Here is a 26,273-nt window from a genome sequence, read left to right on the forward strand (position 1 = left end):
AGCCGGTGCGTACGCGCGGTCGGGGAAACCGGCCGCGCGTACGCGTTGCCGCCCCCTCCGCGAGGGTCACGGACCCCTCCCTCATCGCTGCTAGGGTGACGTGCGCTCGTCAAGAACGGGCCCCTTCCGCACTCACTCACACCTTCAACGGGGGTTGAACGTGAAGCTTCGTCATGTCCGGGCGGTCGCCGTCTTCGGCATCGTCCTCGTCACCCTGACCGGCGCCCGCGGCTCGCACGGCGGCTCCTGCGGCGGCAGCAGCAGTGGCAGCAGCAGCAGTAGCAGTAGCAGCAGCGGCGGCACCGACGGCGGCACCAGCACCAGCGGCGGCTACGACGGCTCCACCGGGTCCACGGACTCCACCTCGGGCTCGACCTCCGGCTACGGCGACAGCGGCTACACCAGCGGCTACACCACCAGCGGCACCTCGACCAGCAGCAGCGGCAGCAGCAGCGGCGGCAGCAAGGCCAAGCCCGGCGACGACAAGGGCGTCTCCATCACCGAGTGCTTCTACGACCCGAGCCGGGGCATCGTGGCGAGCGTCAGCGCCCACAACACCAGCACCTCGGAGCAGTACACCTACAAGTTCCAGGTCCGCTTCACCGACCCGGAGCGCAACGTCCTCGGGACCCGGGACTCCATGATCCCGTGGGTGCAGCCGGGCAAGCTGGAGAAGACCGACGTCGCCACCCCCTACTGGGCCAAGGACGGCGACGGCAGCGGCGGTTCCTGCGAGCTCGTCAGCGTCAGCCGCACCACGCTCTGATCCACCTCGTGCGGCGGCGCGTCACCTCGGATTCGCGCCGCCGCACACCGTCTACGCGTCCCGCCGCTTCAGCACCACGTACCCGCCGGCCAGCGCCGCCGCCACCCACAGCACCATGATGCCGAGCCCGCCCCACGGGCCGTACGGCGCCGGATCGCTGCCCATCGCACCCGGCACCACCTGCATGATCGTGGAGCCCGCCTGGTCGGGGAAGTACTCCGCCACCTCCTTCGCCTTCGGCACGGCCGACAGGATCTGGGAGATGAGGAAGAAGAACGGCACCAGGATGCCCAGCGACAGCACCGTCGAGCGCAGCATCGCCGCCACGCCCATCGAGAACACCGCCATCAGGCCCATGTAGAGACCGCCGCCGACCACGGCGCGCAGGACGTTCTCCTCGCCGATGCCCGTGCGGTGCTCGCCCAGCAGCGCCTGGCCCAGGAAGAACGAGGCGAAGCTCGTCAGCAAGCCGACGGCCAGCGCGAGCACGCCCGCCACCGCGATCTTGCCGAAGAGGAACGTACCGCGCCGGGGCACGGCCGCCAGCGAGGTGCGGATCATGCCGGTGCTGTACTCGGTGCCGACCACCAGGACCCCGAACACCACCATCGCCAGCTGGCCCAGCAGCATGCCGGAGAAGCTGACCACGGTCGGGTCGAACGTCGCCTGCTCGATGGGCGGCATGTCGTCGAAGGTCGCCTTCACCAGCGCGCTGAGCGCCGCGCCCATCGCGACCGTCACCACGAGCGCGCTCGCCAGCGTCCAGACCGTCGACGAGACCGTACGGATCTTGGTCCATTCGGAGCGCAGGACCGCGGGGACCGATGCCATCGTCGTCAGACCTCCCTCGGGGCCCACTGCGGGGCGTCCGCGGCATGCGCGTGGTACTCCACCGCAGCCGCCGTCATCTGCATGAACGCCTCTTCGAGCGAGGCCCGCTGGGCGCTCAGTTCGTGCAGCGTGATCCCGTGCCGGCCCGCCAGCTCGCCGACCGCCTCCGTCGTCGCGCCGTCGACCTCCAGCGTGCCGCCGGCCGTCTCGGTAGCCGTCAGACCGGCGCCGAGCAGGGCCTCGCGGAGCTCGGCGCGCTGCGGGGACCGTACCCGGACGTAACTTCTGGAGTTCTGGTGAATGAAATCCGCCATCGATGTGTCGGCGAGCAGCTTGCCCTGCCCGATCACGATCAAGTGGTCGGCGGTCAGCGCCATTTCACTCATCAGATGGCTGGAAACGAAGATCGTCCGCCCTTCGGCAGCCAGCGTCTTCATCAGATTGCGGATCCAGTGAATTCCCTCGGGGTCCAGACCATTGACGGGTTCGTCGAAGAGGAGAACTTGTGGATCACCCAGCAGCGCGGCGGCGATTCCCAGCCGCTGGCCCATTCCCATCGAGAAACCTTTCGGTTTCTTCTTGGCCACGGCGGTGAGCCCCACAAGATCGAGAACTTCGCCCACCCGGCGCTCCGGAATGCGATTGGACTGGGCCAGGCAGAGCAGGTTGTTGTACGCGCTGCGCCCGCCGTGCATGGCCCTCGACTCCAGCAGCGCGCCGATGTACTTGAGCGGCTCGTCCAGGTCCCGGTAGTGCTTGCCGTCGATCCGGACCGTCCCGCTGGTCGGATGGTCCAGACCGAGCATCATCCGCATGGTGGTCGACTTGCCGGCGCCGTTCGGCCCGAGGAAGCCCGTCACCACGCCGGGGCGTACCCGGAAGGAGAGGTGGTCGACCGCCGTCTTCGTACCGAACCGTTTCGTCAGCCCCTCGAGCTCGATCATCCGACCACGCTACGGGCGCACGAAGCCCCCCGCCACCGGTACGCACCGGAAAGTCGGGGGGCCGTGAGGAGCGATCAGCTCGTACGCCGCCGGGTCAGCGGCCCTGCTGCGCCGGGACGCCGCGCGAGACCGGCTCGTCGTCGACCGGGGAGCCCGCCGCGGCCACCGCCGCGCCGGTCAGCGTGGCCAGCATCTCGCGGACGTTGGTCAGCTGGGCGTTGATGGAGTCGCGACGGTTCGTCAGCGCCGCCAGCTCGCGCTCCGATTCGCTGCGGATCCGGTCCGCCTTGGCGTTCGCGTCGGCCACGATGTCCTCGGCCTGGCGCTGCGCGGTCTCCACCGTCTGGCGGGCCCGGCGCTCCGCGTCCGTACGCAGCTTCTCCGCCTCCAGGCGCAGCTGCTCCGCCCGATGCTCGATCTCGGCGAGGCGCTTCTCCGCCTTGGCCTGACGGGCGGCCAGGTCCCGCTCGGACTGCTCCCGCCGCTTGGCGAGGTTCGTCTCGAAGTCGGCGGCGGCCTGCGCGGCCTTCGCGCGGGTCTCCTCGAAGAGGGCGTCCGCCTCCTCGCGCTTGGACTGCGCGTCCTTCTGCGCCTCGGAGCGCAGCGTGTTCGCCTCGCCCTGGGCCTTCTCGACGATCCGGACACCCTCGTCCTCGGCCTTCGCCTTGCGCTCGGCGGCGAACGCCTCGGCGTCGTTGCGCACCTGCTGCGCGGCCGCCTCGGCCAGCTCGCGGTGCTGCTCGGCGGCGCGACGGGCCTCCTCGCGCAGGTCCTTCGCCTCCTCCTCGGCCAGGCGGAGGATCTTCTCGACCCGGGCACCGAGGCCGGCGTACGACGGCTCGGCGTCGCTGACCTGGGCCTGGGCGTTCTGGGTCTCGAGGTGGAGCTCCTCGATGCGCTTTTCCAGAGAGGTGATACGGGCCAGAGCACTGTCTCGGTCGGCGACGAGCTTGGTAATGCGGTCGTCCACCTGACCGCGGTCGTAACCACGCCGCACGAGCTCGAAGCCGAAGGGGGAGGAAGTGTCGCTCATGGGGTTCCTGTCGAATGAGACCGGTGAGGTGTTAGGGGGAATCCTAGGGGCCGAGGCGGCGTGTCTTCGAGCGGATGCCCGTTCAAACTACAGAATGTCCAGCCTTTTGAGTGGCTTAACCGTCGGATGACTTGCTACTCGAACGGGTAACCCCGGCCGTCGCGCCCGCCTTGACTCCGCTGTCCTTCGTACCCCCTGACGGCGCTTCGAACGACTCCAATGCCTCCAATACGTCCTGAACGCGCGAAATCTCCGCCTGAATGTCCTCGCGCCTGCGCACCAGAACCTCCAGTTCCCGCTTCCCTTCCGAGATCATCTTCTCGGCTTCGCGCTCCGCGTCCGCCTTGATCTTTTCGGCCTGACGGGTGAGCTCGGCCTTCTTCTGCTCGGCCTCCTTGAGCAGCCCTTCCGCCTTCTTCACCGCCGAGATACGGACCTTCGCCGCCTCCGAATTGGCGTCCGACAGCAGCTGCTTCGCCTTCTCCTCCGCCTCGGCGCGCTGCTCGGTGGCGGCCTTGACCAGCTTGTCCACCCGTTCGCCCGCCGACTTCATCTGTTCGGCGGCCTCCCGACGGGCCCGTTCGTGCAGCTCCTCGATCTCCGACTCGGTCCGGGAGCGCAGCTCCTCCGTGCGCTCCCTTATGGCCGTGGCGTCACCGCGCGCCTCGCGCAGCAGCTCGTCCGCGTCCGTCCGGGCCTTCTCCACGAGCGTGTTGCCCTCGACGGTCGCCTCGGAGACGATCCGCTCGGCCTCCTTGCGGGCCACGCCCACCATCGTGTCGGCCTGCGCCTCCGCCTCGGCGGTGGCGCGCAGCGCCTCCTCCTGGGCCTTCGCGATGAGCTGGTCGGCCTGCTCGGCCGCGTCCGCGCGGCGCTTCGCCGCCGCCTCGCGCGCCTCGTCGACCACCCGGTCGGCCTCGGCCCGCGCCTCGGCGCGCATCCGCTCGGCGGCCGCCTCCGACTCCGCGCGGTGCCGCTCGGCCTCCGCCCGCATGCGCTCGGCCGCCTGCTGCGCCGAACCGACCGTCTCGGCCGCCTCCGCCCGCAGCCGCTCGGCCTCGTCGGTCGCCTCGTTCCGTACGCGCTCGGCCTCGCGCTCCGCGTCGGCACGCAGCCGCTCCGACTCGCCCGTCGCCTCGGCGACCAGCCGCTCCGCCTCCGCCGTCGCCTCCGCGACCAGCCGCTCGGCACGCTCGGCCGTCTCGGCGCCGACGCGCTCCGCCTCCGCGGTGGCCTCGCCGATGAGCTGGTCCGCCTGCGCAGCCGCGTCGGCGCGCCGCTTGTCGGCGGCCTTGCGGGCCTCGTCGAGGACCTGCTCGCCGTCCGCGCGGGCGGCGGCGCGCAGCGCCTCGGCCTGCGCCTCGCCCTCCGCCTTGACCTGCTCGGCCTCGGTACGCAGCCGTGCCGCGTCCTGCTCGGCGGTCGACAGCAGCTCGGCCGCCTCCGCCGTCATCCGCTCGGCCTCGCTCGTCGCCTCGCCCACCAGCCGGTCGGCCTGCGTAGCGGCCTCCGACCGGATGCGGTTGGCGTCCTCACGGGCGTCCGCGCGCGTCCGCGCCGCGTCCTGCTCGGCCGACGCGAGCGAGTCGGACGCCTCGGTCCGCACCCGCTGGGCGTACTCCGCGGTGTCCTTCTTCAGCCGCTCCGACTCGGTGATGGCGTCCGCCATCGTCCGCTCGGCCAGCGCCTTGGCGGCGTCCGTCTCCTCCTGCGTACGGGCGCGCAGCTGGGCCGCGTCCTCGGCGGCCCGCTCCCGCTCCGCGTACGCGTCGGCGCGGACCCGGTCCGCCTCCTCCTGCGCCTCGGTGCGGGTGCGCTCCGCCGCGTGCTCGGCGGCCGACCGCAGCCCGGCGATCTCCTCCTCGGCCTGCTCCTGGAGCCCGGCGACCGAGTCCCGCACCTGCTGCGCGGTCTGCTCGGCGGCGGCGACCATCTCGGTGGCCCGCCGGTCCGCCTCCTCCACCAGCCGCTGGGCCTCGGTCTGCGCCTCCTCGACGCGCTTGCGCGCCGACGCCAGCAGCTCCTCGCTCTGCTCGCGGGCCCGCTGCCGCTCCTGGTCGGCCTCCGCGCGCGCCGAACCGAGCGTCTCCTCCGCCTCGCGGCGGCGCCGGTTCGCCTCCTCCTGCGCGGCGGCCAGCTCCTCGGCGGCCTCCGCCGTGACCCGCTCGGCCGCGGCCTGCGCCTCGGCCCGCACCCGGTCCGCCGACTCCTGCGCCTCGCTCTTGAGCCGCTCGGCCTCCGCGGCGGCCTCCGAACGCAGCAGTACCGCGGCGTTCTCCGCCTCCGCGCGGGCGGCGGACGCGTCCGCCGCCGCCTCCGTACGCAGCCGCTCGGCCTCCTGCTCGGCCTGCGCCTGGAGCGTACGGATCCGCTCGGCGGCCTCCGTGCGCTGCCGCTCGGTCTCCTCGGCGGCCTCCCGGCGCAGCCGCTCGGCGTCCGCCCGGGCGTCGGTCAGCGCCTGCTCGGCGGCCGTGAGGCGGGCCTCCGCCTCCGCGTGCAGCCGGGCCAGCTCCTCGGCGGCCTCCGCCTGCCGGGCCGCGATGCCCCGCTCGGTCTCCTCGCGCAGCGCGGCGGCGGCCTCCTCGGCCGCGGCCCGCACCGAGTCGGCCTGCTCCTCGGCCTCGCCGCGCAGCTGGTCGGCCTCCTCGCGGGTGCGCTCCAGCGCCTCCTCGGCCTGCCTGCGCAGGGCCGTCGCCCGCTCGACCGCCTCGGTACGCAGCCGCTCGGTCTCGGCGGCGGCCGCCGTGCGCAGCTCGTCCGCGTCCGCCTTCGCCTTGGTCAGCAGCTCCTCGGCGGTCTTCGCCGCCTCCTCGATCTGCTGGACGGCCTCGCGCCGCGCCTCGCCCCGGATCCGCTCGCCCTCGGCGATGGCGTCGGCCCGCAGCTGCTCGGCCTCCCCGCGCAGCCGGCGCGCCTCCTCCTGGAGCTCGACCGTCTTGGCGCGGTACTCCGCGGTGTCGTCCTTCGCCGCGCCCTTGAGCTCCTCGGCCGTGTCGTGCGCCTCCGCGCGCAGCCGGTCCGCCTCGGCCTCGGCCTCGCGGCGGATCCGCTCCGCCTCCTCGGCCGCCTTGCGGGTGGTCTCCCTCGCATCATCGGACGCCTTGGACAGGACCTCCTCGGCGGTCCGCGCCGCCTTGGCCAGCTGCGCCGCCGAGTCCTCGGCCGCCTTCGTACGCGCCTTCTCGGCGGCCTCCGCGACGAGCTTCTCGGCCGCCGCGCGCGCGTCGGCGAGCGCCTGCTCGGCCTCCGCCTTGAGCGCCTCGGACTCCTTCGTCGCCTCCGCGACCAGCCGGGCGATCTCCGCCTTGGCCGTACGCGTACGCTGCTCGGTCTCCGACTCGGCGGTCGACAGCCGCTTGGCGGCCGCGTCCCGGGCCTCCGTGACGACCTTGTCCGCCTCGGCGCGCGCCTCGCGCAGCCGCTCGTCGGCCTCCTGGAGCCGCTGCTCGGCCGCCCGGCTCAGCTCGGTCGCCTGCTGGCGGGCCTGCTCGGACTCCGCGGTCGTCGCGCTGCGCAGCTGCTCGGCGTGGCTGGTGGCCTCCGCGGCCTGCGTGGAGGCGGCGTTCAGCAGCCGCTCGGCGTCCTTGCGGGCGCGCAGCAGGATCGCCTCGGCCTCGGCACGGGCGGTCTCCGTCTGGGAGCTGAGCCGCTGGCGGGCCTCCTCCGCGAGGCGGGTGGCCTCGGCGCGGGCCGCCGCCAGGGACTGCTCGGCCTCCGCGCGGGACTCCTCCAGCAGGCGGCGGGCCTGCGCCTCGGTGCGGGCGCGCAGCTGCTCGGCCCACGCCACGTTCTCGTTGACGTGCGCCTCGACGGTCTGCCGGCGCTCCGCGAGCTCCTGGTCCAGCTGCTGGCGCCGCTGCACCGCCTCCGCGTGCAACTCCGCCTGGAGCCGGGCCTGGTGCTCGGCGTGCTCCTGGAGGATCCGCTGCGTCTGGGCGCGCGCCTCGCGCAGCTCGCGCTCGGCGTCCGAGCGCAACTGCTCGGCCTGGATCTGGGCGTTGCGCAGCAGCTGCTCGGCCTGGTAGCCGACGTCCGCGCTGTCGTAGGCGGGCCGGGTGGCGATGGTGCGGCGCGCCTCGTGGAGCTTGGCGCGCAAGACCTCGACCTGGTAACCGAGGTCCTCGGCGTGCTGGACGGCCTTCTCCCGCTCGGTCTTCAGCCGGTCCATCTCGGCTTCGAACCGCGAAAGGTGGTCGTCAGCCCGGTGGCTCTCCTGGCGTTCGTAGCCCCGCACTGCGCGGTCCCATCCGTCCCCTGGTCGCAACTCTCTTGTACGAGCACCGTTCGCCGGCGAACGGCCCCCCGGGGAATGGTGTCAGACCACTGTCGGGGACGCGGCGCGGCCCCGGTCCGTCCCCGGCCCGGAGCCGCCCACTCTACCGGGCCGGGAATCCGGAGGTCAGTGCTCCGTTGAGGACTGGTCAGAGGACGGCTTCGCCGATGTGACGAGTTCGGTCAGGACCCCGTGGCAGTCCTTGGGGTGCAGGAACGTGATCCGCGACCCCATGGAGCCGATGCGCGGCTCGTCGTACAGCACCCGCACCCCCTTCTCCCGGATCGCCGCGGCGTCGCCGTCCACGTCCGCCGTGCCGAAGGCGATGTGGTGGACGCCCTCGCCGTTCTTGGCCAGCCACTTCCCGACGGCCGAGTCCTCGCGGGTCGGCTCCAGCAGCTGCAGGTAGGAGGCGCCGCCGTCGGACGTCTCGTTGATCTTGAGCATGGCCTCGCGCACACCCTGCTCTTCGTTGACCTCGGTGTGGAAGACCTCGAAACCGTACGTGTCACGGTAGAACTCGACGGTCTTGTCGAGGTCGAAACAGGCGATCCCGATGTGGTCGATTCGCGTCAGCATGGGACCAGTGGAGCGCCGAAGGAGGTGGTTACGCAACGTGCGCGCGATCACACCGACTGCCCGGTGACCGGGCCCGTACCGCTCAGTACATTGGCAGTAAACCCTCGTTCACTCCTCAGCCCCCGTGCTGGAAGGGGATCGTGCCTCATGTCTGGAACGACCGGTACCACCTCAGTCATCGTCGCGGGCGCACGCACGCCCATGGGCCGCCTGCTCGGCTCCCTGAAGTCCTTCTCGGGCGCGGACCTCGGCGGCTTCGCCATCAAGGCCGCGCTGGACCGTGCCGGGATCGGCGGCGACCAGGTGCAGTACGTGATCATGGGGCAGGTGCTCCAGGCCGGCGCCGGCCAGATCCCCGCCCGGCAGGCCGCCGTCAAGGCCGGCATCCCGATGAACGTCCCGGCGCTCACCATCAACAAGGTGTGCCTCTCCGGGCTCGACGCCATCGCGCTCGCCGACCAGCTGATCCGCGCCGGCGAGTTCGACGTGATCGTCGCCGGCGGCCAGGAGTCCATGACCAACGCGCCGCACCTGCTGCCCAAGTCCCGCGAGGGCTACAAGTACGGCGCGATCGAGATGCTCGACGCCATGGCGTACGACGGCCTCACCGACTCCTTCGAGGGCATCGCCATGGGCGAGTCCACCGAGAAGCACAACACGCGCCTCGCCATCCCCCGTGAGGCCCAGGACGAGATCGCCGCCCTCTCCCACCAGCGCGCCGCAGCCGCGCAGAAGAACGGTGTCTTCGAGGCCGAGATCACGCCCGTCGAGATCCCGCAGCGCAAGGGCGACCCGGTGATCTTCTCCAAGGACGAGGGCATCCGCCCCGAGACCACGGCCGAGTCGCTCGGCAAGCTCCGCCCGGCCTTCGCCAAGGACGGCACCATCACGGCCGGCTCCTCCTCGCAGATCTCCGACGGCGCCGCCGCCGTCGTCGTGATGAGCAAGGCCAAGGCCGAGGAGCTCGGCCTGGAGTGGATCGCCGAGATCGGCGCCCACGGCAACGTGGCCGGGCCGGACAACTCGCTCCAGTCCCAGCCGTCCAACGCCATCGCCCACGCCCTGAAGAAGGAGGGGCTGGAGGTGTCGGACCTGGACCTGATCGAGATCAACGAGGCGTTCGCGGCGGTCGCCGTCCAGTCAATGAAGGACCTCGGGGTGACGCCCGAAAAGGTGAACGTCAATGGTGGCGCGATCGCCCTCGGGCACCCCATCGGCATGTCCGGTGCCCGTCTCGCCCTGCACCTGGCGCTGGAGCTCAAGCGCCGCGGCGGCGGGATCGGCGCCGCGGCGCTGTGCGGTGGCGGCGGCCAGGGCGACGCCCTGATCCTCCGCGTTCCCGGCAACGGCAAGTAAGGGAGTTGTGTAAGTGATGGTGGACGTCCCCGCACTGGTGGCCCAGGCACGGGAGGGCCGGCCGCGCGCCGTGGCCCGGCTGATCTCGCTCGTGGAGGGGGCGTCCCCGCAGCTCCGTGAGGTGATGGCGGCGCTGGCCCCGCTGACGGGCCGGGCGTACGTCGTCGGCCTGACCGGCTCGCCCGGTGTCGGCAAGTCGACCTCGACGTCGGCGCTGGTCTCCGCGTACCGGCGGGCCGGGAAGCGGGTCGGCGTCCTCGCCGTCGACCCCTCGTCGCCCTTCAGCGGCGGCGCGCTCCTCGGCGACCGGGTGCGGATGTCCGAGCACGCGTCGGACCCGGGCGTCTACATCCGCTCCATGGCCACGCGCGGGCACCTCGGCGGCCTCGCGTGGGCCGCCCCGCAGGCCATCCGCGTCCTGGACGCGGCCGGGTGCGACGTGGTGCTGGTGGAGACCGTGGGCGTGGGCCAGTCGGAGGTGGAGATCGCCTCCCAGGCCGACACCTCGGTCGTGCTCCTCGCCCCCGGGATGGGCGACGGGATCCAGGCGGCGAAGGCGGGCATCCTGGAGATCGGCGACGTGTACGTCGTCAACAAGGCCGACCGCGACGGCGCCGACGCCACGGCGCGCGAGCTGAACCACATGCTCGGGCTCGGCGAGTCCCGCGGGCCCGGCGACTGGCGCCCGCCCATCGTCAAGACGGTGGCGGCGCGGGGCGAGGGCGTCGACGAGGTCGTCGAGGCCCTGGAGAAGCACCGCGCCTGGATGGAGGAGCGGGGCGTCCTCGCGGAGCGCCGCCGGGCGCGGGCGGCGCACGAGGTCGAGACCATCGCCGTCACGGCCCTGCGCGAACGCATCGGGGACCTCCACGGCGACCGCCGCCTGGACGCCCTTGCCGAACGCATCGTGACGGGCGGCCTCGACCCGTACGCGGCCGCCGACGAACTGGTGGCGGGCCTGACGGGCAACTGACCGCCGACGCGGCGAGGCCCCGTCGCGGGGCCTCGCCGTGCGCCGGGCGCGGGGCGCGTCAGTCGTCCTGACCCTGGCCCTGGTCCTGGTCGTCGTCGTGGTCGTCGGCCTGGTCCTGGTCGTCGTCCTTGTCCTGCGTGGCCTTCGCCGTCGTCGCGTCGACCGTCCACTCCTGGACCTTGCCGTCCTTGGTCAGCAGCTCGACGTCCCAGCCGTCCTTCTCCAGGTCCAGCGAGACCACCGTCCCGTGGCCCGCCACCGACTTCAGGGCCTGCTCGGCCGTGACCTTCGACGCCTTCAGGATGTCTTCCGAGGCGTCGTCGTCATCGTGGTCGTCCGTGACCACCTGCGTCGCGGTGTGCTTCGCCTTCGGGGCCTCCTCGTCCGTCGACGCGGCGAACGCCGCCGCCGTGCCGCCCGTCAGCAGGGCCGCCGCGGTGACGGTCGCGATGATCAGGTTGCGCTTCATGGAGTGGCCTCCCATGGGTGGGTCGGTGATTCCTGCGGTACGGCAACCACCCTGCGCCCCGGCGGCTGAACGCAGCCTGAAGCCGCCTGAAGCCTTCTTCAGCTTCCGTTTGCGACCCTGAACCCATGCGCCTGTTGATCGTGGAGGACGAGAAGCGGCTCGCCCTGTCCCTCGCCGCCGGACTGCGCGCCGAAGGGTTCGCCGTCGACGTCGTGCACGACGGACTCGAAGGGCTGCACCGCGCCGGCACCGGTTCGTACGACCTCGTCGTCCTCGACATCATGCTCCCGGGCATGAACGGCTACCGCGTCTGCGCCGCCCTGCGCGCCGCCGGGCACGACGTGCCGATCCTGATGCTGACCGCCAAGGACGGCGAGTACGACGAGGCCGAGGGGCTGGACACCGGCGCCGACGACTACCTGACCAAGCCGTTCTCGTACGTCGTGCTCGTGGCCCGGGTGAAGGCCCTGCTCCGGCGGCGCGGCCGCACCGCGTCGCCCGTGCTGCGGGCCGGGCCGCTCACCGTGGACACCGCGAGCCACCGCGTACGCCTGGACGGGACGGAGGTGGGCCTGACGGCGAAGGAGTTCGCCGTGCTGGAGCAGCTCGCGACCCGGCCGGGCGAGGTGGTGTCGAAGGCGGAGATCCTGGAACACGTCTGGGACTTCGCGTACGAGGGCGATCCGAACATCGTCGAGGTGTACGTCAGCGCCCTGCGCCGCAAGCTGGGCCCGGAGCTCATCACGACGGTGCGCGGCGCCGGCTACCGGCTGGAGGAGCGGTGAACCTCCTGCGCTCCGTGCGCGCCCGTACGGCCCTGGGCGCCACGCTCGTCGTCGCGGTCGCGCTCGTCGTCGCCGGGGTGACGCTGCTGGCCGTCCTCCGTTCCCACCTCGTCGACCAGGCCGGGCTCCAGGCCGAGGTCTCCGCGCGGTCCGTCGCCGCCCAGATCGCCGGGGGCACGCCCCTCGGCCGGCTGGACCTGCCCGACGACACCGAGGAGCACCCGGTCCAAGTCGTCGACGAGGACGGCCGCGTGGTCGCCATCGGCGAGGACATCCAGGCCATCGGCGGGACGGCGAGCACGGCGACCCGGGCCGTCCCCCCGGCGGACGGGGAGGGCGAGACGGAGGCCGGCGAGGTCTCCGACGAGGCCGCGTACTCGACCGGCGACGTCACCGTGGACGGCGAGACGGCCACCTACCGCTTCGCCGCCGTGCAGGCGTCCGGCCCCCAGGGCGAGGCCACCGTGTACGCGGGCGCCCCGCTGGCGACCACGTCGGCGACGGTCGCGGGCGTACGCGGCGCGATGCTCGCCGCCCTCCCGGGCCTGCTGCTCGTCGTCGGAGGCGTGACGTGGCTGGTCACCCGGCGGGCGCTCAAGCCCGTGGAGGGCATCCGCCGGGAGATGGCGGCGATCACGGCCTCCGAGGACCTGTCGCGCCGGGTGCCCGAGCCGTCCACGCACGACGAGGTCGCCCGGCTGGCCCGGACGACCAACGAGACGCTGGCCGCCCTGGAGGCGAGCGTGGAGCGGCAGCGGCGGTTCGTCGCGGACGCCTCGCACGAGCTGCGCAGCCCCATCGCCAGCCTGCGCACCCAGCTGGAGGTGGGCGCGGCCCACCCGGGGCTGCTGGACGTGCCGGGCGCCGTCGCCGACACCGTACGGCTCCAGCAGCTGGCGGCGGACCTGTTGCTGCTGGCGCGCCTGGACGCGGGGGAGCGGCCGGGGCGGACGCGCCTCGACCTGGCCGAGCTCGTACGGGAGGAGGTCGCGCGGCGCGGCGGCGACCGGGTACCGGTGCGGGTGGCGGCGGCGCCGGAGGGCGCGGCGGTCGACGGGTCGCGCGGACAGCTGGCGCGCGTGCTGGGCAACCTTCTGGACAACGCCCAGCGGCACGCGGCCACACAGGTGGCCGTGACCGTACGGTCCGAGGGGCGCGAGGTCGTCCTGGCCGTCGAGGACGACGGGGCGGGTGTGCCGGAGGGCGAGCGGGAGCGGATCTTCGAGCGGTTCGTCCGGCTGGACGACGCCCGCAGCCGCGACGAGGGCGGCGCGGGACTCGGCCTCGCCATCGCCCGGGACGTCGCCGCCGGGCACGGCGGCACCCTCGCGGTCCGCCGGTCCCCCTCCGGCGGAGCGCTGTTCGAACTGCGGCTGCCCGGTGCCCGTTAGGGCTTGCCGCGCAGACCGCGCAGCTGTTCCGCGATGGGGTGCAGGGAGGCGTGGAGCTGCTCCAGCGCGTCCGGGTTGAGCAGGTCGATGAAGTGCTTGCGCACCGACTCGACGTGGTGCGGCGCGACCTTCCGCATGGTCTCCATGCCCTGGTCGGTGAGGACCGCGTACAGCCCGCGCCGGTCCGACTCGCAGTTCTCCCGGCGGACCAGGCCCGCGTTCTCCATGCGGGTGATCTGGTGGGAGAGGCGGCTCTTGGACTGGAGCGTCGCCGCCGCCAGGTCACTCATCCGCATGCGCCGTTCGAGGGACTCCGAGAGGTTCACCAGGATCTCGTAGTCGTTGATGGTCAGGCCGAACGGCTGGAGGTCCTTCTCCAACTGGTACGTCAGCAGCCTGTTGACGTCCAGATACGTACGCCAGGCCTGCTGCTCGGCATCGGTCAGCCAGGGGATGGCCGTCTCGGTCTCCATGTATGGATTCTACCTAAGAAGTTGAATGCTGGACGAAATGAGGGTCAGTGACGCCGGGCTTCTCCGGCCCCCCGTCCTCGACGGCTGGGTGGCGGTCCCGTGACAGGGGGTGCCACGGGTGCCAAGGGTGCAGACGTTCGAGGGCGTCACACTCCGCAGACTACCGCTCACAGCCCGAAGCGACGCTGGAGGTCCCCCAGCTGACCGGGAAGGCGCGGTACGGACCCGTGCTGACCGTGGCCGGATCCATGCGTTCCGCCGCCGCCCGGAACCCCCGGCTCATGGGGCACCGCCCCGGTCGCCTGCTCCGCCATCAGCGCTTCCGAGGACTGCAGCAGCACCGTGCCGGCCCCCACGAACTCGAACTGGTGCTCCTCGCCGGACGCCCCGCCGATCCCCGTCAGCTGCCGCAGCCCGCCCATGACCCCGCTCATGTAGCCGTGGTCGTAGTGGTGGCAGGGCGACGGGCAGTCCGCCCAGCCGACCAGCGCCTGCGGGTCCACGCGCAGCGGCGGCTCCATGAAGACCACCGGCCCGTTCGACGCCGCCACGAACTTCCCCGTGCCGATGAGGGTGAGGAACCCCGGCACGATCGACTGCTTCAGGGCGAGGCTCGGCTGGAAGGCCAGGAGGTTGCCGGCCCGGATGGTGAGGTTGCCCTCGTCCAGGTCGTACGAGTTCACGTCGAAGGCCCGGTCCGCCAGCAGCATCTTGCCGCTGCCCTCCGCCACCACCCAGTCGCTCGCGTGGAGCGGCGAGTGGAAGGAGGTGCGCACGAGCCGGTCGAGACGGCCGTGACCGATGCCGTTGAAGTCGATGCGCCCGTAGTAGGCGATCATCTTGCCCTTCTGCAGGAACCACTGGGAGCCCTTCAGCTCCACACAGAAGGTGTACGGATTGACGTTGTCGTCGCTCGGCAGGGTCGAGGGGTCGTGCATGACAAGTGCGCTGCTCACAGCTTCTCCTCCGACGCCTGGACGTACACCACTCCGTTGCCGCTCAGCTCCAGCTGGAACGCCTCGCCCGAGCCGCGCCCCACCATGTCGCGCCAGCCCAGCGCGGTGGAGAGCTTGTTGCGCACGTCGCCGCGGTGGGCCACGTACGCCTGCGGGTCGACGTGCACCGGGCGGGACGGGTCGATCGGCAGTTCGATGACCCCGCCGTGGGCCATCACGGCGACCGCGCCGTGGCCCTTGAGGGTGGTGGTGAACAGGCCCTGCCCGGTGACCTGGCCGCGCACCATGCCCATGACGCCGCCCTGTGCGCCCATGAACATCGTGCCCTGCTCCAGGGTCCCGTCGAAGGCGAGGAGCCGGTCGGCCTCCACGTACAGCGTCTCGCCGGACAGCCGGATCACCTGGATGTGGTGGCCGCCGTGCCCGAACATCACCGTGCCGCTGCCCTCCACCGTCATGAGGGGAGTGGCCTCACCGGCCACGCGGCGGCCGATCATCGACATCAGGCCGCCCTGGCCGCCGGCCATGTTCGGCGTGAAAGTGACGTCACCGCGGTACGCGAGCATCGCGCCGCGCTGGCTGAACATCTTCTGGCCCGGCGCGATCGTCGCCTCGACCATCTTCGCGTTGATCTCGCGGAACGGCATCAGATCTCGCCCCCCACGGTGTTGCGCTCGCTCGGCTGCACGTAGACCAACCCGTCGCCCTCGAAGCGGATCTGGAACGCCTCGCCGCCGCCCTCGCCCAGGAACGTGCGGAACGTCACACCGGACTGGAAGCTCTGCTGCACGTTGCCCTGGTGCGCGATGTACGCGCCGGGGTCCACGGACAGCGGGTACTGCGGCGTCACGCGGAGCACGACCGCCGGGCCGTCCGACATGATCGCCGCCTGGCCCGAGCCCTCGACGGTCGTCGTGAACAGCCCGGTGCCGGTGGCCCCGCCCCGCAGCCCGGTGAAGCTGGTCCCGGTGCGCAGCCCGGCGTCCGCGCACAGCAGGTTGCTGGACTCGACGTAGAGCTTGTCGCCCTGGAGCCGCACGAGGTTGATCTCGGAGGCGCGGTCGGCGAAGAAGCAGGTGCCCTGCCCCTTCACCTCCATCATCTCCATCTGTTCGCCGGTGAGCCGGCGGGTGACCATGCCGCGCAGGCCCTCACCACCGCCGGACATCTTCTTGAAGGCCATCTGGCCGTCGTACGCGACCATCGAGCCGTTCTTCGCTTTGACGGCGTCACCGGTCAGGTCGACGGCGAGCACCTTGCTGCCTTGGAGTCGGAACGTTGCCACGCCATGACGGTAACCGGTGGTCCAAGGCGCGGACAGGGCCCTGGGGAGGATCCCGACCCTGATAAAGCGCAGGCAAAGTCGCCTGGCACAATGGGGCGAACCCGCTTGTGAGTCGATTCACAAGATCGATGACGACGAAGGTGCTGCCCGTGGACATCAAGACCGCCTCCTCCCTCCACCGCCTCCGACTGGTCTCCGGTCCGGAGGCCGTCTCGTTCCTCCTGCTGCTCGTGTGCTCGGTGCTCAAGCGCACGACGGAGTTCAACGCGGTCCCGGTGATGGGTGCGATCCACGGCGTGCTCTTCATCCTGTACGTGCTCTTCTGGCTCGACGCCTGGAACCGCACCAAGTGGGAGCTGCAGACCGCCGCCCTCTACTTCGTCCTGTCGGTGCTGCCCTTCGGCGGCTTCTTCGCCGACCGCAAGCTCAAGCGCGCCGCAGACGACGCGGTCATCGCCTCCCGCGCCCGCCGCAAGGGCGCGGTGGACGCCGCATGATCGTCGCCTTCTCCGTCACCCCGCTCGGCGTCGGCGAGGAGGTCGGCGAGTACGTCGCCGACGCCGTCCGCGTCGTCCGTGAATCCGGCCTGCCGAACCGTACCGACGCGATGTTCACCTCCATCGAGGGCGAGTGGGACGAGGTCATGGACGTCGTCAAGCGCGCCGTCGCCGCCGTCGAGGCGCGCGCGCCGCGTGTCTCGCTCGTCCTCAAGGCCGACGTACGCCCCGGCGTGACGGACGGCCTGACCGCGAAGGTCGAGACGGTGGAGCGGCACCTGTCCGCCTGAGCGTCTCGGTGCGAACCCCGGTCCACGTGGACCGGGGTTTTTCACGCCCCCTGATTGAGCGACTGCTCAAATGCTGTTAGGTTCTTTTTGAGCGGCCGCTCAAAGAGTGGCCCCGGGGGGAGAACGCTGTGCTGTACGTGGAAGCGCGCATCCGCACGGACCTGGACGTGCTCTGGGAACGCACCCAGGACCCGGCCCGGCACCAGCGGTGGGACCTCCGTTTCACGGAGATCACCCCGCTGCCTTCCGCGCCCGGCGCGCCGCAGCGGTTCCGGTACGCCACCCGGGTGCTGCCCTTCCTGACCGTCGCCGGCACCGGTGTCTCCGCGGGGGAGCGCCACCGGGCCGGCGGCGAGCGGGTCTCCGCCCTGCGGTTCTCCTCCCCGCACCCGCTCTCCCTGCTCGCCGAGGGCAGCGGCTACTGGCGGTACATACCGACCCCCGACGGCATCCGCTTCCTCACCGGCTACGACTACCGGCCACGCTGGGGCCGCTTCGGTGCGCTCGCCGACCGGCTGGTGTTCCGGCCCCTGATGGGCTGGGCCACCGCCTGGTCCTTCGACCGGCTCCGCCTGTGGTGCGAGCGCGGCATCAGCCCGGCCCGCTCACTCGCGTACGCGCTCGCGGAGGTGGCGGTCCGGACCGCGGCCATCCTCGCGGGCGCCGCGGGGGTGTCGGCGGGCCTCGCCCCGGGTGCCGGGGGCGGTGGCCCGATGTCCGGGGGCGGTGGCCTGGGTGCCGGGGGCGGTGGCCTGGTGGCCGCCCTCTGCGCCCTCGCGCTCACCGCCGTCGCCCTGCTCGTGCCGCCGTCGCCACGCACCCCGGCCGCCCGCCGCTGCCTGCGCACCCCACCCCCACGGAGCGCGGCGCCCCGCCTCCTCGCCACACTGGAGCACCCCTCGTGACCTCGATCTTCGCCCGCGCCATGGGCGCCGACTTCGACCGCCTCCACCCGCAGCTGCGGCGGCGCTTCTCGGTCGGCCTCGACAGCGGCGAAGCCTGCACCGGCCACGGCGTGATGGACCGGATCTGGCACGGCCGCGCCTTCGTCAAGCCGTTCCTCGCGCTCGGCGGGACGCGCAACATCCTGATCCCGCACACCGGCCGCGACATCCCCTTCACCATCGAGAACGTCCCCTACACCGACTCCCACGGCCGCGAGACGGTCACCTTCGTACGGACCTTCGCGCTGCCCGGCGGGCCCCGGCGCTTCGATGCCACGATGGTGTACAGCGGCGAGCGCGACTGCGTCCTCGACTACCTCGGCACCCACCAGCACCTCGCCAGCGACCTGCGCTTCACCGCCGAGCCCGACGGCTCCCTGCTCATCCGCTCGGGCGAGCACCGCTTCCGTGAGGGGCCCGTGGACGTCCGCGTACCGGAGCTGATCGGCGGTGACGCCGAGGTGCGCGAGTCGTACGACGAGGCGACGGGCCGCTTCCGCATCCAGGTCCGGGTCGCCAACCGCCGCTTCGGGCCGCTCTTCGGCTACGAGGGGTCCTTCACGGCCGCGTACACCGACGTACGCTCACACGGGGTGCGGGCCGGGCTGCGCCCGGTGCGGGAGGAGATACGGGCGTGAGCCAGGACACCAAGGGCCGGGACACCCAGGGCCGGGACGCCAAGGGCCAGGACCGTAATGGCCGGGACGCCAAGGGGCAGGACACCAAGGTCAAGCTGCTGGAAGGCGCGCTGCGCACGCTCGCCGAGCAGGGCATCGCCAAGACCTCCGCCCGCTCCATCGCCGCGGCCGCCGGCGTCAACCAGGCCCTCGTCTTCTACCACTTCGGCTCCGTCGACGAACTCCTCGCCGCCGCCTGCCGCCACGGCGCCGAGCAGCGCGTCGCCCGCCACCGCGACCGCCTCCGCGGCGTCTCCACGCTCGCGGAGCTCCTCGACTGCGGGCGCGAGATGCACGCCGAGGAACGGGCCGCCGGCAACGTCGCCTTCCTGGGGCAGCTGCTCGCCGGCGCCCAGGCCCAGCCGCGCCTGGCACCGGCCACCGCCGCCGGGCTGGACCTCTGGATCGACGAGATCGAGCAGGTCCTCGTCCGCGTGCTGGCGGGGACGCCGATCGCCGAGTTCACCGACTCGGCGGGGCTCGCCCGCGCCGTCGCCGCCTCCTTCATCGGCCTGGAGCTGTACGAGGGCGTCGACGCGGAGGGCGCCGCACGCGCCCTCGGCGCGCTGGAGCAGCTCGCCGCGCTGGCCGCCGCCCTGGAGGAGCTCGGCCCGCTCGCCCAGCGCGCGGTGCGGCACCGGCTGCGCCGTACCGCCCGGTGACCGCGGGCCGGAGCAAGGTCGACCGAAAAGCGAGACGGGGCTGACCAGCATGTGACCACTCGGTAAGGTCGGTGACGTGCCCAAGCCGCTCAGTCTCCCGTTCGACCCCATCGCCCGCGCCGACGAACTCTGGCAGCAGCGCTGGGGCCCCGTCCCCTCGATGGCCGCGATCACCTCGATCATGCGCGCCCATCAGATCCTGCTCGCCGAGGTGGACGCGGTCGTCAAGCCGTACGGGCTGACCTTCGCGCGGTACGAGGCGCTGGTGCTGCTGACCTTCTCCAAGGCCGGCGAGCTGCCGATGTCCAAGATCGGCGAGCGGCTGATGGTCCACCCGACCTCCGTGACCAACACCGTGGACCGCCTGGTCCGCTCCGGCCTGGTGGCCAAGCGCCCCAACCCCAACGACGGCCGCGGCACACTCGCCTCCATCACCGACAAGGGCCGCGAGGTGGTGGAGGCGGCCACGCGCGACCTGATGGCGATGGACTTCGGGCTGAGCGTGTACGACGCCGAGGAATGCGCGGAGATCTTCGCGATGCTGCGGCCGCTGCGGATCGCGGCGCACGACTTCGAGGAGAAGTAGGCTGCGGGTCGGGTCAGCGCGCCTGATCCCCGCACACGCGGGGGTGGTCCGAGGAGAGTGCTCACCCGATACCGGGTGATTGCGTGGTCCCCGCCGACGCGGGGATTTTCGAGCCGGGTAGGCTCGTGGGCATGCGAAAAAGCGTGCTGACCCGCTACCGCGTGATGGCTTACGTCACTGCCGTCATGCTCCTCCTGCTCTGTTCCTGCATGGTGGCGAAGTACGGGTTCGACACGGGCGAGGACGTGACCTTCATGGTCTCCCAGACCCACGGCGTCCTCTACATCATCTACCTGATCTTCGCCTTCGACCTCGGCTCCAAGGCGAAGTGGCCGTTCGGCAAGCTGCTGTGGATCCTGCTCTCCGGCACCATCCCCTTCGCCGCCTTCTTCGTCGAGCGCAAGGTCGTCCGCGACGTCGAGCCGCTGCTGGCCGACGCCGCTCCGGCGGTCGCCAAGGTCTGAGCCCCACCGCCGCGGGCCACGCCCGCGGCGGTCGGCCATCGACATTTACTAGGACGTCCTAGTAAATTCGAAGGTATGGACGCTGACGCCATCGAGGAAGGCCGCCGACGCTGGCAGGCCCGCTACGACGCCGCGCACACGCGCGACGCCGACTTCACCACGCTCTCCGGTGACCCGGTCGAGCCGGTCTACGGGCCCCGGCCCGGAGACACCTATGAGGGCTTCGAGCGGATCGGATGGCCGGGCGAGTACCCCTTCACCCGCGGCCTGTACCCGACGGGCTACCGGGGCCGTACCTGGACCATCCGCCAGTTCGCCGGGTTCGGGAACGCCGAGCAGACGAACGAGCGCTACAAGATGATCCTCGGCAACGGCGGCGGTGGCCTGTCCGTCGCCTTCGACATGCCGACCCTCATGGGCCGCGACTCCGACGACCCCCGCTCGCTCGGCGAGGTCGGCCACTGCGGCGTCGCCATCGACTCCGCCGCCGACATGGAGGTCCTCTTCAAGGACATCCCCCTCGGCGACGTCACCACGTCCATGACCATCTCCGGTCCGGCCGTGCCCGTCTTCTGCATGTACCTGGTCGCCGCCGAGCGGCAGGGCGTCGACCCGTCCGTCCTCAACGGCACCCTCCAGACGGACATCTTCAAGGAGTACATCGCGCAGAAGGAGTGGCTCTTCCAGCCCGAGCCCCACCTGCGCCTCATCGGCGACCTGATGGAGCACTGCGCCGCCCGCATCCCCGCGTACAAGCCGCTCTCCGTCTCCGGCTACCACATCCGCGAGGCCGGCGCGACGGCCGCGCAGGAGCTGGCGTACACGCTCGCCGACGGCTTCGGGTACGTCGAGCTGGGGCTGTCCCGCGGCCTGCACGTCGACGTCTTCGCGCCCGGCCTGTCCTTCTTCTTCGACGCGCACGTCGACTTCTTCGAGGAGATCGCCAAGTTCCGCGCCGCCCGCCGCATCTGGGCCCGCTGGATGAAGGAGGTCTACGGCGCGCAGACCGACAAGGCGCAGTGGCTGCGGTTCCACACCCAGACCGCCGGCGTCTCGCTCACCGCGCAGCAGCCCTACAACAACGTCGTGCGCACGGCCGTCGAGGCCCTCGCGGCGGTGCTCGGCGGGACCAACTCGCTGCACACCAACGCCCTCGACGAGACCCTCGCCCTCCCCTCCGAGCAGGCCGCCGAGATCGCCCTGCGCACCCAGCAGGTGCTGATGGAGGAGACCGGCGTCGCCAACGTCGCCGACCCGCTGGGCGGTTCCTGGTACGTCGAGCAGCTCACCGACCGCATCGAGGCCGACGCCGAGAAGATCTTCGACCGGATCAAGGAACGCGGCCTGCGCGCCCACCCCGACGGGCAGCACCCCATCGGCCCCATCACCTCCGGCATCCTGCGCGGCATCGAGGACGGCTGGTTCACCGGCGAGATCGCCGAGTCCGCCTTCCGCTACCAGCAGGCCCTGGAGAAGGGCGACAAGAGGGTCGTGGGCGTCAACGTCCACACCGGCTCCGTCACCGGCGACCTGGAGATCCTGCGGGTCAGCCACGAGGTGGAGCGCGAGCAGGTCCGGGTCCTCGCCGACCGCAAGGCCCGCCGCGACGACGCGCGCGTCCGGGCGTCGCTGGACGCCATGCTGGACGCCGCGCGGGGCGGCGCCAACATGATCGAGCCCATGCTCGAAGCCGTACGGGCCGAGGCCACGCTCGGCGAGATCTGCGACGCCCTGCGCGACGAGTGGGGCACGTACACCGAGCCCCCGGGCTTCTAGGTCTCCCTAGACTGCGCCGCATGACAGTCCTCCCCGTACCGGTCCCGGGCGTGGCCGTCCGCTACTGGTACGTGGGGGCCTGCGGCCCCTTCGCGCTGTTCGACGCGGACTTCGAGCCGCCGGGACCGGACGGGAAGAGCGAGTTCCTCAACCTGGTCCCGGCGAAGCTGCTGCCGCCCGCGTACGCGGACGCCCTCTGGGAGGGTGTCCGCGAGGGCCTGCGCGGCACGGCCGCCGCCGTGCTGCTCACGCACGCGCGCCACCACGAGCTCGACTCCTCGGAGCGGGCCTTCCGTGACGCCGGCGAGATGGCGGGCCGCGCCGCCCTCGTTCGCGCCGGGCTGCTGCCGGCGGAGGAGGGCCCGCCGGCCAGGTTCGTACGGGCCCCGGCGGCCCGTACCAAGCGCGGGAAGGGCATGCTGGGCCGATGAGGATCACCATCAGGGAAGCCACCGCGGACGACTGGCCCGCCATCTGGCCCTTCTTCCACACCATCGTCGCCGCGGGCGACAGCTTCACCTACCCCGTCGACCTGGGGGAGGAGGAGGGCCGCGGCTGGTGGCTCCTCGCCGCCCCCAACCGTACGGTCGTCGCCGTCGACGACGAGACCGGAGCGGTCGTCGGCACGGCGAAGATGAACCGCAACCAGGCGGGCAACGGCGGCCACGTGGCGAGCGCCAGCTACATGACCGACCCCGCGTACGGCGGGCGGGGCGTGGGGCGGGCGCTCGTCGAGTACTCGCTGGAGTGGGCGCGGGCGGCCGGTTTCCGGGGCATGCAGTTCAACGCCGTCGTGGAGGCGAACGTCCACGCGGTGCGCCTGTACGAGCGGCTCGGCTTCCGCGTCGTCGGCACGGTGCCGGAGGCCTTCCACCACCCCGAGAAGGGGTACGTGGGGCTGCACGTCATGCACCGTCCGCTCTGAGCGGAGCGGTGTGAGGGGCGTCAGTCCCGGGCGGGGGCGGCGGCCGCCGCGAGCCCTCCGAGCAGGAGCGCGGTGAAGCGCTGGACCCAGTCGGCGTCGACGGGTTCGGCGCTCACCAGCGCACGGTGGACCACCGCGCCGGCGATGACGTCGAAGATCAGGTCGTCGGTGCCGGGGGCGGGCCCGGGCGCCGACGGCAGTTCGCCGCGGGCCTGCGCGCGGCGGCGGCCCTCCAGGACGAGCCGCTTCTGGCGCTCGACGATGGAGGTGCGGATACGCTCGCGCAGCGGCTCGTCGCGGGTGGACTCGGCGATGACGGCCATCAGCGCCGTCTTGGTCTCCGGCCGCTCCAGGAGCGCGGCGAACTGCAGGACCACACCCTCGATGTCGGCCATGAGGCTTCCGCGGTCGGGGAGTTCGAGCTCGTCGAAGAGGACGGCGACGGCGTCGACGACGAGTTCGTTCTTGCTCGCCCAGCGGCGGTAGAGGGTGGTCTTGGCGACCTTGGCGCGGGTGGCGACGTCGCTCATCGTCAGCTTGGACCAGCCCAGCTCGACCAGCGCGGCCCGGGTGGCCTCCAGGATCGCGGTGTCGGCCTCGGCGCTGCGGGGGCGGCCGGTACGGCTGCGAGGACTGGTGGGGCTGCTGCACATGACGCCCGACCATACCGGCCAGTAGGTCTCGGCTGCCGGTGCCGCGCGTGTGATCGAGTTCACCGGGGGGTACTCCTGCGGGACCGGCCCGATGCAGTTACGCTACGACCTGTAGCGAAAGGCTTGAGCGGCCCCAGCGACAACCACATCCCGGCGCCACGGTGGGGACCCGGCGCCGAAAACATGTTCAGGATCGCGTACGTCCGTACGCCCGCATTGACCGGCGGAGGGGTTTGCGGACGGCGCGGTTCGGCCGTGGTGGCGTCCGAGTGCGCCATCACGCACCGGTGCTTACCGGTTACGACCGCGGAGGGGGGAGGATGTACCCATGCAGCCTAGGAACATGTCCATGAGCGGCGTCGTCGACCTCGCCGCGGTGAAGGCGGCCGGAGAGGCCAAGGCGAAGGCGGAGCAGGCGCGGGCCGAGGCGGCCCGGCACGGCGGCGCCGGGGCCGTACCCCCGTCCGCGCTGGTGATCGATGTCGACGAGGCCGGTTTCGAGCGCGATGTCATCCAGCGCTCCGCCGAGGTCCCGGTCGTCCTCGACTTCTGGGCCGAGTGGTGCCAGCCCTGCAAGCAGCTCGGGCCGCTGCTGGAGCGGCTGGCCGTCGAGTACAACGGCCGTTTCCTCCTCGCCAAGATCGACGTCGACGCCAACCAGCTGCTGATGCAGCAGTTCGGGATCCAGGGCATCCCGGCCGTCTTCGCGGTGGTCGCCGGCCAGGCGCTGCCGCTCTTCCAGGGCGCCGCCCCGGAGGCCCAGATCCGCCAGACCCTGGACCAGCTGGTCCAGGTCGCCGAGCAGCGCTTCGGCCTCACCGGGCTCACGGTCGACGCGGACGCCGAGGGCGCCGCACCGGCCGCCGCTCCGGCGCGGCCGGCGGGCCCGTACGACGCGCTGCTGGAGGCGGCGGCGCAGGCGCTCGACGCGAACGACTTCGCCGGCGCGATCCAGGCGTACAAGAACGTCCTGGTGGACGACCCGAACAACACCGAGGCCAAGCTGGGCCTCGCCCAGGCGGAACTGCTCGGCCGGGTCCGGGACATGGATCCCCAGCAGGTCCGCAAGGACGCCGCGGACGACCCGGCGGACGTCCGCGCCCAGATGGCGGCGGCCGACCTCGACCTCGTCGGCGGTCACGTGGAGGACGCGTTCGGCCGTCTGATCGAGACGGTGCGCCGTACCGCGGGCGAGGACCGCGACACCGCGCGCCTGCGGCTGCTGGACCTCTTCGAGGTCATCGGCTCGGACGACCCGCGGGTGACGGCGGCCCGTTCGGCGCTGGCGCGCGTGCTCTTCTGACACGCCCGGCGCGTCCGCCCGAGGGCGCGGCGCCCGCCGCCGATTTGGCGACACAGTGATAAAACGCGGCCGCGTTTTGCCAAAACTTGGCAAACGCGGCCGCTGTTACTTCCAGTAAGGCGATGCCAGCCTTATGTCCCTCTTTCTCAGCTGATATCAGCTTCTGTCGAACTGGCCGGTAGCACCCTGAGTGCCCGCGCGACGCCGCCCCGTCGCGGCACGGTTATCCGCCCGTTACTAGTCGGTAACGAGCCCCTTGTGCCCCGGCGCGGAATGCACCACGATCGGCGACGCTCGGTCCAATTCCGTACAGCCCGGCCACCCGCCGGGCCGCGGTCTTGGGTCCCCACCGAGCGGGCCGGCGACGACACGGATGACGCCGGCTCCGGACAGGGGGGTTCCCGCCCTCACCGGCAGGACCTGTCCGATCAGGTTGCGCGAAGGCGTGGCCAGTGGTTGTCGCTCGGGGGTGATCGCCGGTGATCCGGACGCGGCTCGCGCCTGATCCACGGGCGCTCTCCTTCCCGAGGACGTAGCACTTCTCCCATCCCAGGACGGGCCCCCGGCCCTTCCGGAGATGTACGTCCGAGAAGGAGGAACTATGAAGTCCCAGGTTCGTGGTGGGACCAGATGGAAGCGGTTCGCCGTCGTCATGGTGCCGAGCGTGGCCGCGACGGCCGCGATCGGCGTCGGACTGGCGCAGGGCGCGCTGGCGGCGTCGTTCAGCATTTCCGGCCAGGAGTTCAAGGTCAAGGCGAAGAGCCTTGAGGGCACCGGCTTCGTCCAGTACGGCAGCATCGTCAAGGGCAAGGACCTTGAGGGCAAGGGCTTCTGGGAGCCCGTCGCGGTGTCCGGCTTCAAAGAGGCCCACATCACCGAGATGTGCCAGTCCGTCGTGACGCCGATTCCGCTGCTCGGTACGAGCGTCAGCCTGCAGCTGACCGCTGGTACGAGCAAGGAGGCGCTGGCCGGCAACAAGGAACACCAGGTCCACGCCAAGGACATCTACCTGGATGTCTCCGAGCTGGACGCGGACGCCGAGTTCGAGAACATCGACATCGGCGTCGCCGCCGGTTCGCTGGCGAACCCGGGCGTCCAGCCCAACACCGAGGCGAACCCGCACGGCTTCTCCCAGCGTGCGAAGGTCGCGAAGCTCAAGAACGTCGAGCAGAAGGCGTGGGCGACCACGGCCGGCACGTTCAAGCTGCCCGACCTCAGCCTGAAGCTCCACAAGGGCGTCAAGGAGTGCTTCTCCGGCTGACGCCGACAGCCGGGTGGGTGGGGTTGCGCGGTAGGCCGCCCCGCCCACCCGGCGTACCGATGCGCTTTTGTGCCCATCGGTACCTTCTCACCATTTCTTCTCAGCACCACCGCTTCCAGGG

28 protein-coding genes are annotated in these 26,273 nt (G+C 71.9%); 17 read left to right on the plus strand and 11 right to left on the minus strand.

The annotated features are described in order from the left end of the window. Nucleotides 1–160 precede the first annotated feature (160 nt). A complete protein-coding gene (locus ACZ42X_RS06390; protein WP_468284837.1) occupies nucleotides 161–766 on the plus strand; it encodes a hypothetical protein in 606 nt (201 codons plus the stop codon). 51 nt (nucleotides 767–817) lie between these two features. Here ACZ42X_RS06390 and ACZ42X_RS06395 read toward each other — a convergent pair whose 3' ends face one another. The 5 genes from ACZ42X_RS06395 to mce all read right to left on the minus strand — a co-directional run bounded on the left by ACZ42X_RS06395 (nucleotide 818) and on the right by mce (nucleotide 8,426). Beyond that, complete coding sequence (locus ACZ42X_RS06395) at nucleotides 818–1,597, minus strand: ABC transporter permease (protein ID WP_468284839.1); 780 nt, start codon at nucleotides 1,595–1,597, stop codon at nucleotides 818–820. Between the two features lie 5 nt (nucleotides 1,598–1,602). Beyond that, a complete protein-coding gene (locus tag ACZ42X_RS06400; RefSeq protein WP_468284841.1) occupies nucleotides 1,603–2,541 on the minus strand; it encodes an ABC transporter ATP-binding protein in 939 nt (312 codons plus the stop codon). Nucleotides 2,542–2,635: 94 nt separating this feature from the next. Beyond that, complete coding sequence (locus tag ACZ42X_RS06405) at nucleotides 2,636–3,574, minus strand: coiled-coil domain-containing protein (protein ID WP_361418943.1); 939 nt, start codon at nucleotides 3,572–3,574, stop codon at nucleotides 2,636–2,638. A gap of 115 nt (nucleotides 3,575–3,689) precedes the next feature. Beyond that, complete coding sequence (scy, locus tag ACZ42X_RS06410) at nucleotides 3,690–7,808, minus strand: polarized growth protein Scy (RefSeq protein ID WP_468284843.1); 4,119 nt, start codon at nucleotides 7,806–7,808, stop codon at nucleotides 3,690–3,692. A 165-nt stretch (nucleotides 7,809–7,973) separates the two neighbouring features. Then, a complete protein-coding gene (gene mce / locus ACZ42X_RS06415; protein ID WP_468284844.1) occupies nucleotides 7,974–8,426 on the minus strand; it encodes a methylmalonyl-CoA epimerase in 453 nt (150 codons plus the stop codon). A 147-nt stretch (nucleotides 8,427–8,573) separates the two neighbouring features. On the opposite strand from mce, the gene ACZ42X_RS06420 reads away from it, so the two are divergent. Together ACZ42X_RS06420 and meaB are read left to right on the plus strand one after the other, a co-directional pair. After that, the gene (locus ACZ42X_RS06420) at nucleotides 8,574–9,782 is read left to right on the plus strand and encodes an acetyl-CoA C-acetyltransferase (RefSeq protein ID WP_468284846.1); all 1,209 of its coding nucleotides are present in this window, start codon (nucleotides 8,574–8,576) and stop codon (nucleotides 9,780–9,782) included. 16 nt (nucleotides 9,783–9,798) lie between these two features. After that, nucleotides 9,799–10,755, plus strand: coding sequence for a methylmalonyl Co-A mutase-associated GTPase MeaB (gene meaB, locus ACZ42X_RS06425; protein ID WP_468284848.1), 957 nt, complete (start codon nucleotides 9,799–9,801; stop codon nucleotides 10,753–10,755). Between the two features lie 58 nt (nucleotides 10,756–10,813). On the opposite strand, the gene ACZ42X_RS06430 is transcribed toward meaB, so the two are convergent. Continuing rightward, nucleotides 10,814–11,224, minus strand: coding sequence for a PepSY domain-containing protein (locus ACZ42X_RS06430; RefSeq protein WP_468284850.1), 411 nt, complete (start codon nucleotides 11,222–11,224; stop codon nucleotides 10,814–10,816). A gap of 125 nt (nucleotides 11,225–11,349) precedes the next feature. On the opposite strand from ACZ42X_RS06430, the gene ACZ42X_RS06435 reads away from it, so the two are divergent. Both ACZ42X_RS06435 and ACZ42X_RS06440 read left to right on the plus strand, forming a co-directional pair. Next, nucleotides 11,350–12,009 (plus strand): response regulator transcription factor, encoded by a 660-nt coding sequence (locus ACZ42X_RS06435; protein WP_468284852.1) that lies wholly within the window; start codon nucleotides 11,350–11,352, stop codon nucleotides 12,007–12,009. Nucleotides 12,010–12,014: 5 nt separating this feature from the next. Next, complete coding sequence (locus ACZ42X_RS06440; RefSeq protein WP_468285631.1) at nucleotides 12,015–13,400, plus strand: sensor histidine kinase; 1,386 nt, start codon at nucleotides 12,015–12,017, stop codon at nucleotides 13,398–13,400. On the opposite strand, the gene ACZ42X_RS06445 is transcribed toward ACZ42X_RS06440, so the two are convergent. From ACZ42X_RS06445 to ACZ42X_RS06460, 4 genes are all read right to left on the minus strand, one after another. Further along, nucleotides 13,397–13,873, minus strand: a complete 477-nt coding sequence (locus ACZ42X_RS06445; protein WP_361418922.1) for a MarR family winged helix-turn-helix transcriptional regulator — start codon at nucleotides 13,871–13,873, stop codon at nucleotides 13,397–13,399. The two genes, ACZ42X_RS06440 and ACZ42X_RS06445, sit on opposite strands and share 4 nt — an antisense overlap. A 167-nt stretch (nucleotides 13,874–14,040) precedes the next feature. Further along, nucleotides 14,041–14,811, minus strand: coding sequence for an AIM24 family protein (locus ACZ42X_RS06450; protein ID WP_361419781.1), 771 nt, complete (start codon nucleotides 14,809–14,811; stop codon nucleotides 14,041–14,043). Between the two features lie 14 nt (nucleotides 14,812–14,825). Continuing rightward, the gene (locus ACZ42X_RS06455; protein WP_468284854.1) at nucleotides 14,826–15,476 is read right to left on the minus strand and encodes an AIM24 family protein; all 651 of its coding nucleotides are present in this window, start codon (nucleotides 15,474–15,476) and stop codon (nucleotides 14,826–14,828) included. Further along, the gene (locus tag ACZ42X_RS06460) at nucleotides 15,476–16,114 is read right to left on the minus strand and encodes an AIM24 family protein (protein ID WP_468284856.1); all 639 of its coding nucleotides are present in this window, start codon (nucleotides 16,112–16,114) and stop codon (nucleotides 15,476–15,478) included. Before ACZ42X_RS06460 ends, ACZ42X_RS06455 begins: the two co-directional genes overlap by 1 nt. 149 nt (nucleotides 16,115–16,263) lie before the next feature. Here ACZ42X_RS06460 and ACZ42X_RS06465 point away from each other — a divergent pair, with 149 nt between their 5' ends. From ACZ42X_RS06465 to ACZ42X_RS06510, 10 genes are all read left to right on the plus strand, one after another. Next, on the plus strand, nucleotides 16,264–16,611 hold the full coding sequence (locus tag ACZ42X_RS06465; protein WP_468285635.1) for a DUF3817 domain-containing protein: 348 nt from the start codon (nucleotides 16,264–16,266) through the stop codon (nucleotides 16,609–16,611). After that, complete coding sequence (locus ACZ42X_RS06470; RefSeq protein WP_361418913.1) at nucleotides 16,608–16,901, plus strand: MTH1187 family thiamine-binding protein; 294 nt, start codon at nucleotides 16,608–16,610, stop codon at nucleotides 16,899–16,901. The genes ACZ42X_RS06465 and ACZ42X_RS06470 overlap by 4 nt, the downstream gene beginning before the upstream one ends. 128 nt (nucleotides 16,902–17,029) lie before the next feature. Beyond that, nucleotides 17,030–17,806: a hypothetical protein gene (locus tag ACZ42X_RS06475; protein WP_468284858.1), complete on the plus strand. Its 777-nt coding sequence runs from the start codon at nucleotides 17,030–17,032 to the stop codon at nucleotides 17,804–17,806. Further along, nucleotides 17,803–18,483 (plus strand): DUF4166 domain-containing protein, encoded by a 681-nt coding sequence (locus tag ACZ42X_RS06480; RefSeq protein ID WP_468284860.1) that lies wholly within the window; start codon nucleotides 17,803–17,805, stop codon nucleotides 18,481–18,483. Before ACZ42X_RS06475 ends, ACZ42X_RS06480 begins: the two co-directional genes overlap by 4 nt. Nucleotides 18,484–18,578: 95 nt before the next feature. Then, nucleotides 18,579–19,184, plus strand: coding sequence for a TetR/AcrR family transcriptional regulator (locus ACZ42X_RS06485; RefSeq protein ID WP_468285638.1), 606 nt, complete (start codon nucleotides 18,579–18,581; stop codon nucleotides 19,182–19,184). 76 nt (nucleotides 19,185–19,260) lie between these two features. Beyond that, nucleotides 19,261–19,770 (plus strand): MarR family winged helix-turn-helix transcriptional regulator, encoded by a 510-nt coding sequence (locus tag ACZ42X_RS06490; RefSeq protein WP_361418901.1) that lies wholly within the window; start codon nucleotides 19,261–19,263, stop codon nucleotides 19,768–19,770. 131 nt (nucleotides 19,771–19,901) lie between these two features. Further along, complete coding sequence (locus ACZ42X_RS06495; protein ID WP_468284862.1) at nucleotides 19,902–20,234, plus strand: DUF3817 domain-containing protein; 333 nt, start codon at nucleotides 19,902–19,904, stop codon at nucleotides 20,232–20,234. A 75-nt stretch (nucleotides 20,235–20,309) separates the two neighbouring features. Further along, complete coding sequence (locus ACZ42X_RS06500; protein ID WP_468284863.1) at nucleotides 20,310–22,010, plus strand: acyl-CoA mutase large subunit family protein; 1,701 nt, start codon at nucleotides 20,310–20,312, stop codon at nucleotides 22,008–22,010. Nucleotides 22,011–22,030: 20 nt separating this feature from the next. After that, nucleotides 22,031–22,441: a hypothetical protein gene (locus ACZ42X_RS06505; RefSeq protein WP_468284865.1), complete on the plus strand. Its 411-nt coding sequence runs from the start codon at nucleotides 22,031–22,033 to the stop codon at nucleotides 22,439–22,441. Between the two features lie 2 nt (nucleotides 22,442–22,443). Next, nucleotides 22,444–22,935: a GNAT family N-acetyltransferase gene (locus ACZ42X_RS06510; protein WP_468285640.1), complete on the plus strand. Its 492-nt coding sequence runs from the start codon at nucleotides 22,444–22,446 to the stop codon at nucleotides 22,933–22,935. 20 nt (nucleotides 22,936–22,955) lie between these two features. On the opposite strand, the gene ACZ42X_RS06515 is transcribed toward ACZ42X_RS06510, so the two are convergent. Beyond that, on the minus strand, nucleotides 22,956–23,588 hold the full coding sequence (locus tag ACZ42X_RS06515; protein WP_468285643.1) for a TetR/AcrR family transcriptional regulator: 633 nt from the start codon (nucleotides 23,586–23,588) through the stop codon (nucleotides 22,956–22,958). Between the two features lie 328 nt (nucleotides 23,589–23,916). Here ACZ42X_RS06515 and ACZ42X_RS06520 point away from each other — a divergent pair, with 328 nt between their 5' ends. Together ACZ42X_RS06520 and ACZ42X_RS06525 are read left to right on the plus strand one after the other, a co-directional pair. Continuing rightward, a complete protein-coding gene (locus ACZ42X_RS06520; RefSeq protein ID WP_468284867.1) occupies nucleotides 23,917–24,891 on the plus strand; it encodes a tetratricopeptide repeat protein in 975 nt (324 codons plus the stop codon). 601 nt (nucleotides 24,892–25,492) lie between these two features. After that, a complete protein-coding gene (locus ACZ42X_RS06525; RefSeq protein ID WP_468284869.1) occupies nucleotides 25,493–26,152 on the plus strand; it encodes a DUF6230 family protein in 660 nt (219 codons plus the stop codon). The last annotated feature ends 121 nt before the right edge of the window (nucleotides 26,153–26,273 follow it).

This window comes from Streptomyces sp. NPDC030862 (assembly GCF_055571835.1).

What these genes read in the sequence shown, in the direction of transcription:
- ACZ42X_RS06395 (WP_468284839.1), bottom strand. Translation starts at nt 1,597, where the DNA reads ATGGCATCGGTCCCCGCGGTCCTGCGCTCCGAATGGACCAAGATCCGT.
- ACZ42X_RS06400 (WP_468284841.1), bottom strand. Translation starts at nt 2,541, where the DNA reads ATGATCGAGCTCGAGGGGCTGACGAAACGGTTCGGTACGAAGACGGCG.
- ACZ42X_RS06405 (WP_361418943.1), bottom strand. Translation starts at nt 3,574, where the DNA reads ATGAGCGACACTTCCTCCCCCTTCGGCTTCGAGCTCGTGCGGCGTGGT.
- mce (WP_468284844.1), bottom strand. Translation starts at nt 8,426, where the DNA reads ATGCTGACGCGAATCGACCACATCGGGATCGCCTGTTTCGACCTCGAC.
- ACZ42X_RS06420 (WP_468284846.1), top strand. Translation starts at nt 8,574, where the DNA reads ATGTCTGGAACGACCGGTACCACCTCAGTCATCGTCGCGGGCGCACGC.
- meaB (WP_468284848.1), top strand. Translation starts at nt 9,799, where the DNA reads ATGGTGGACGTCCCCGCACTGGTGGCCCAGGCACGGGAGGGCCGGCCG.
- ACZ42X_RS06430 (WP_468284850.1), bottom strand. Translation starts at nt 11,224, where the DNA reads ATGAAGCGCAACCTGATCATCGCGACCGTCACCGCGGCGGCCCTGCTG.
- ACZ42X_RS06435 (WP_468284852.1), top strand. Translation starts at nt 11,350, where the DNA reads ATGCGCCTGTTGATCGTGGAGGACGAGAAGCGGCTCGCCCTGTCCCTC.
- ACZ42X_RS06445 (WP_361418922.1), bottom strand. Translation starts at nt 13,873, where the DNA reads ATGGAGACCGAGACGGCCATCCCCTGGCTGACCGATGCCGAGCAGCAG.
- ACZ42X_RS06450 (WP_361419781.1), bottom strand. Translation starts at nt 14,811, where the DNA reads ATGCACGACCCCTCGACCCTGCCGAGCGACGACAACGTCAATCCGTAC.
- ACZ42X_RS06455 (WP_468284854.1), bottom strand. Translation starts at nt 15,476, where the DNA reads ATGCCGTTCCGCGAGATCAACGCGAAGATGGTCGAGGCGACGATCGCG.
- ACZ42X_RS06470 (WP_361418913.1), top strand. Translation starts at nt 16,608, where the DNA reads ATGATCGTCGCCTTCTCCGTCACCCCGCTCGGCGTCGGCGAGGAGGTC.
- ACZ42X_RS06495 (WP_468284862.1), top strand. Translation starts at nt 19,902, where the DNA reads ATGCGAAAAAGCGTGCTGACCCGCTACCGCGTGATGGCTTACGTCACT.
- ACZ42X_RS06500 (WP_468284863.1), top strand. Translation starts at nt 20,310, where the DNA reads ATGGACGCTGACGCCATCGAGGAAGGCCGCCGACGCTGGCAGGCCCGC.
- ACZ42X_RS06505 (WP_468284865.1), top strand. Translation starts at nt 22,031, where the DNA reads ATGACAGTCCTCCCCGTACCGGTCCCGGGCGTGGCCGTCCGCTACTGG.
- ACZ42X_RS06515 (WP_468285643.1), bottom strand. Translation starts at nt 23,588, where the DNA reads ATGTGCAGCAGCCCCACCAGTCCTCGCAGCCGTACCGGCCGCCCCCGC.
- ACZ42X_RS06520 (WP_468284867.1), top strand. Translation starts at nt 23,917, where the DNA reads ATGCAGCCTAGGAACATGTCCATGAGCGGCGTCGTCGACCTCGCCGCG.
- ACZ42X_RS06525 (WP_468284869.1), top strand. Translation starts at nt 25,493, where the DNA reads ATGAAGTCCCAGGTTCGTGGTGGGACCAGATGGAAGCGGTTCGCCGTC.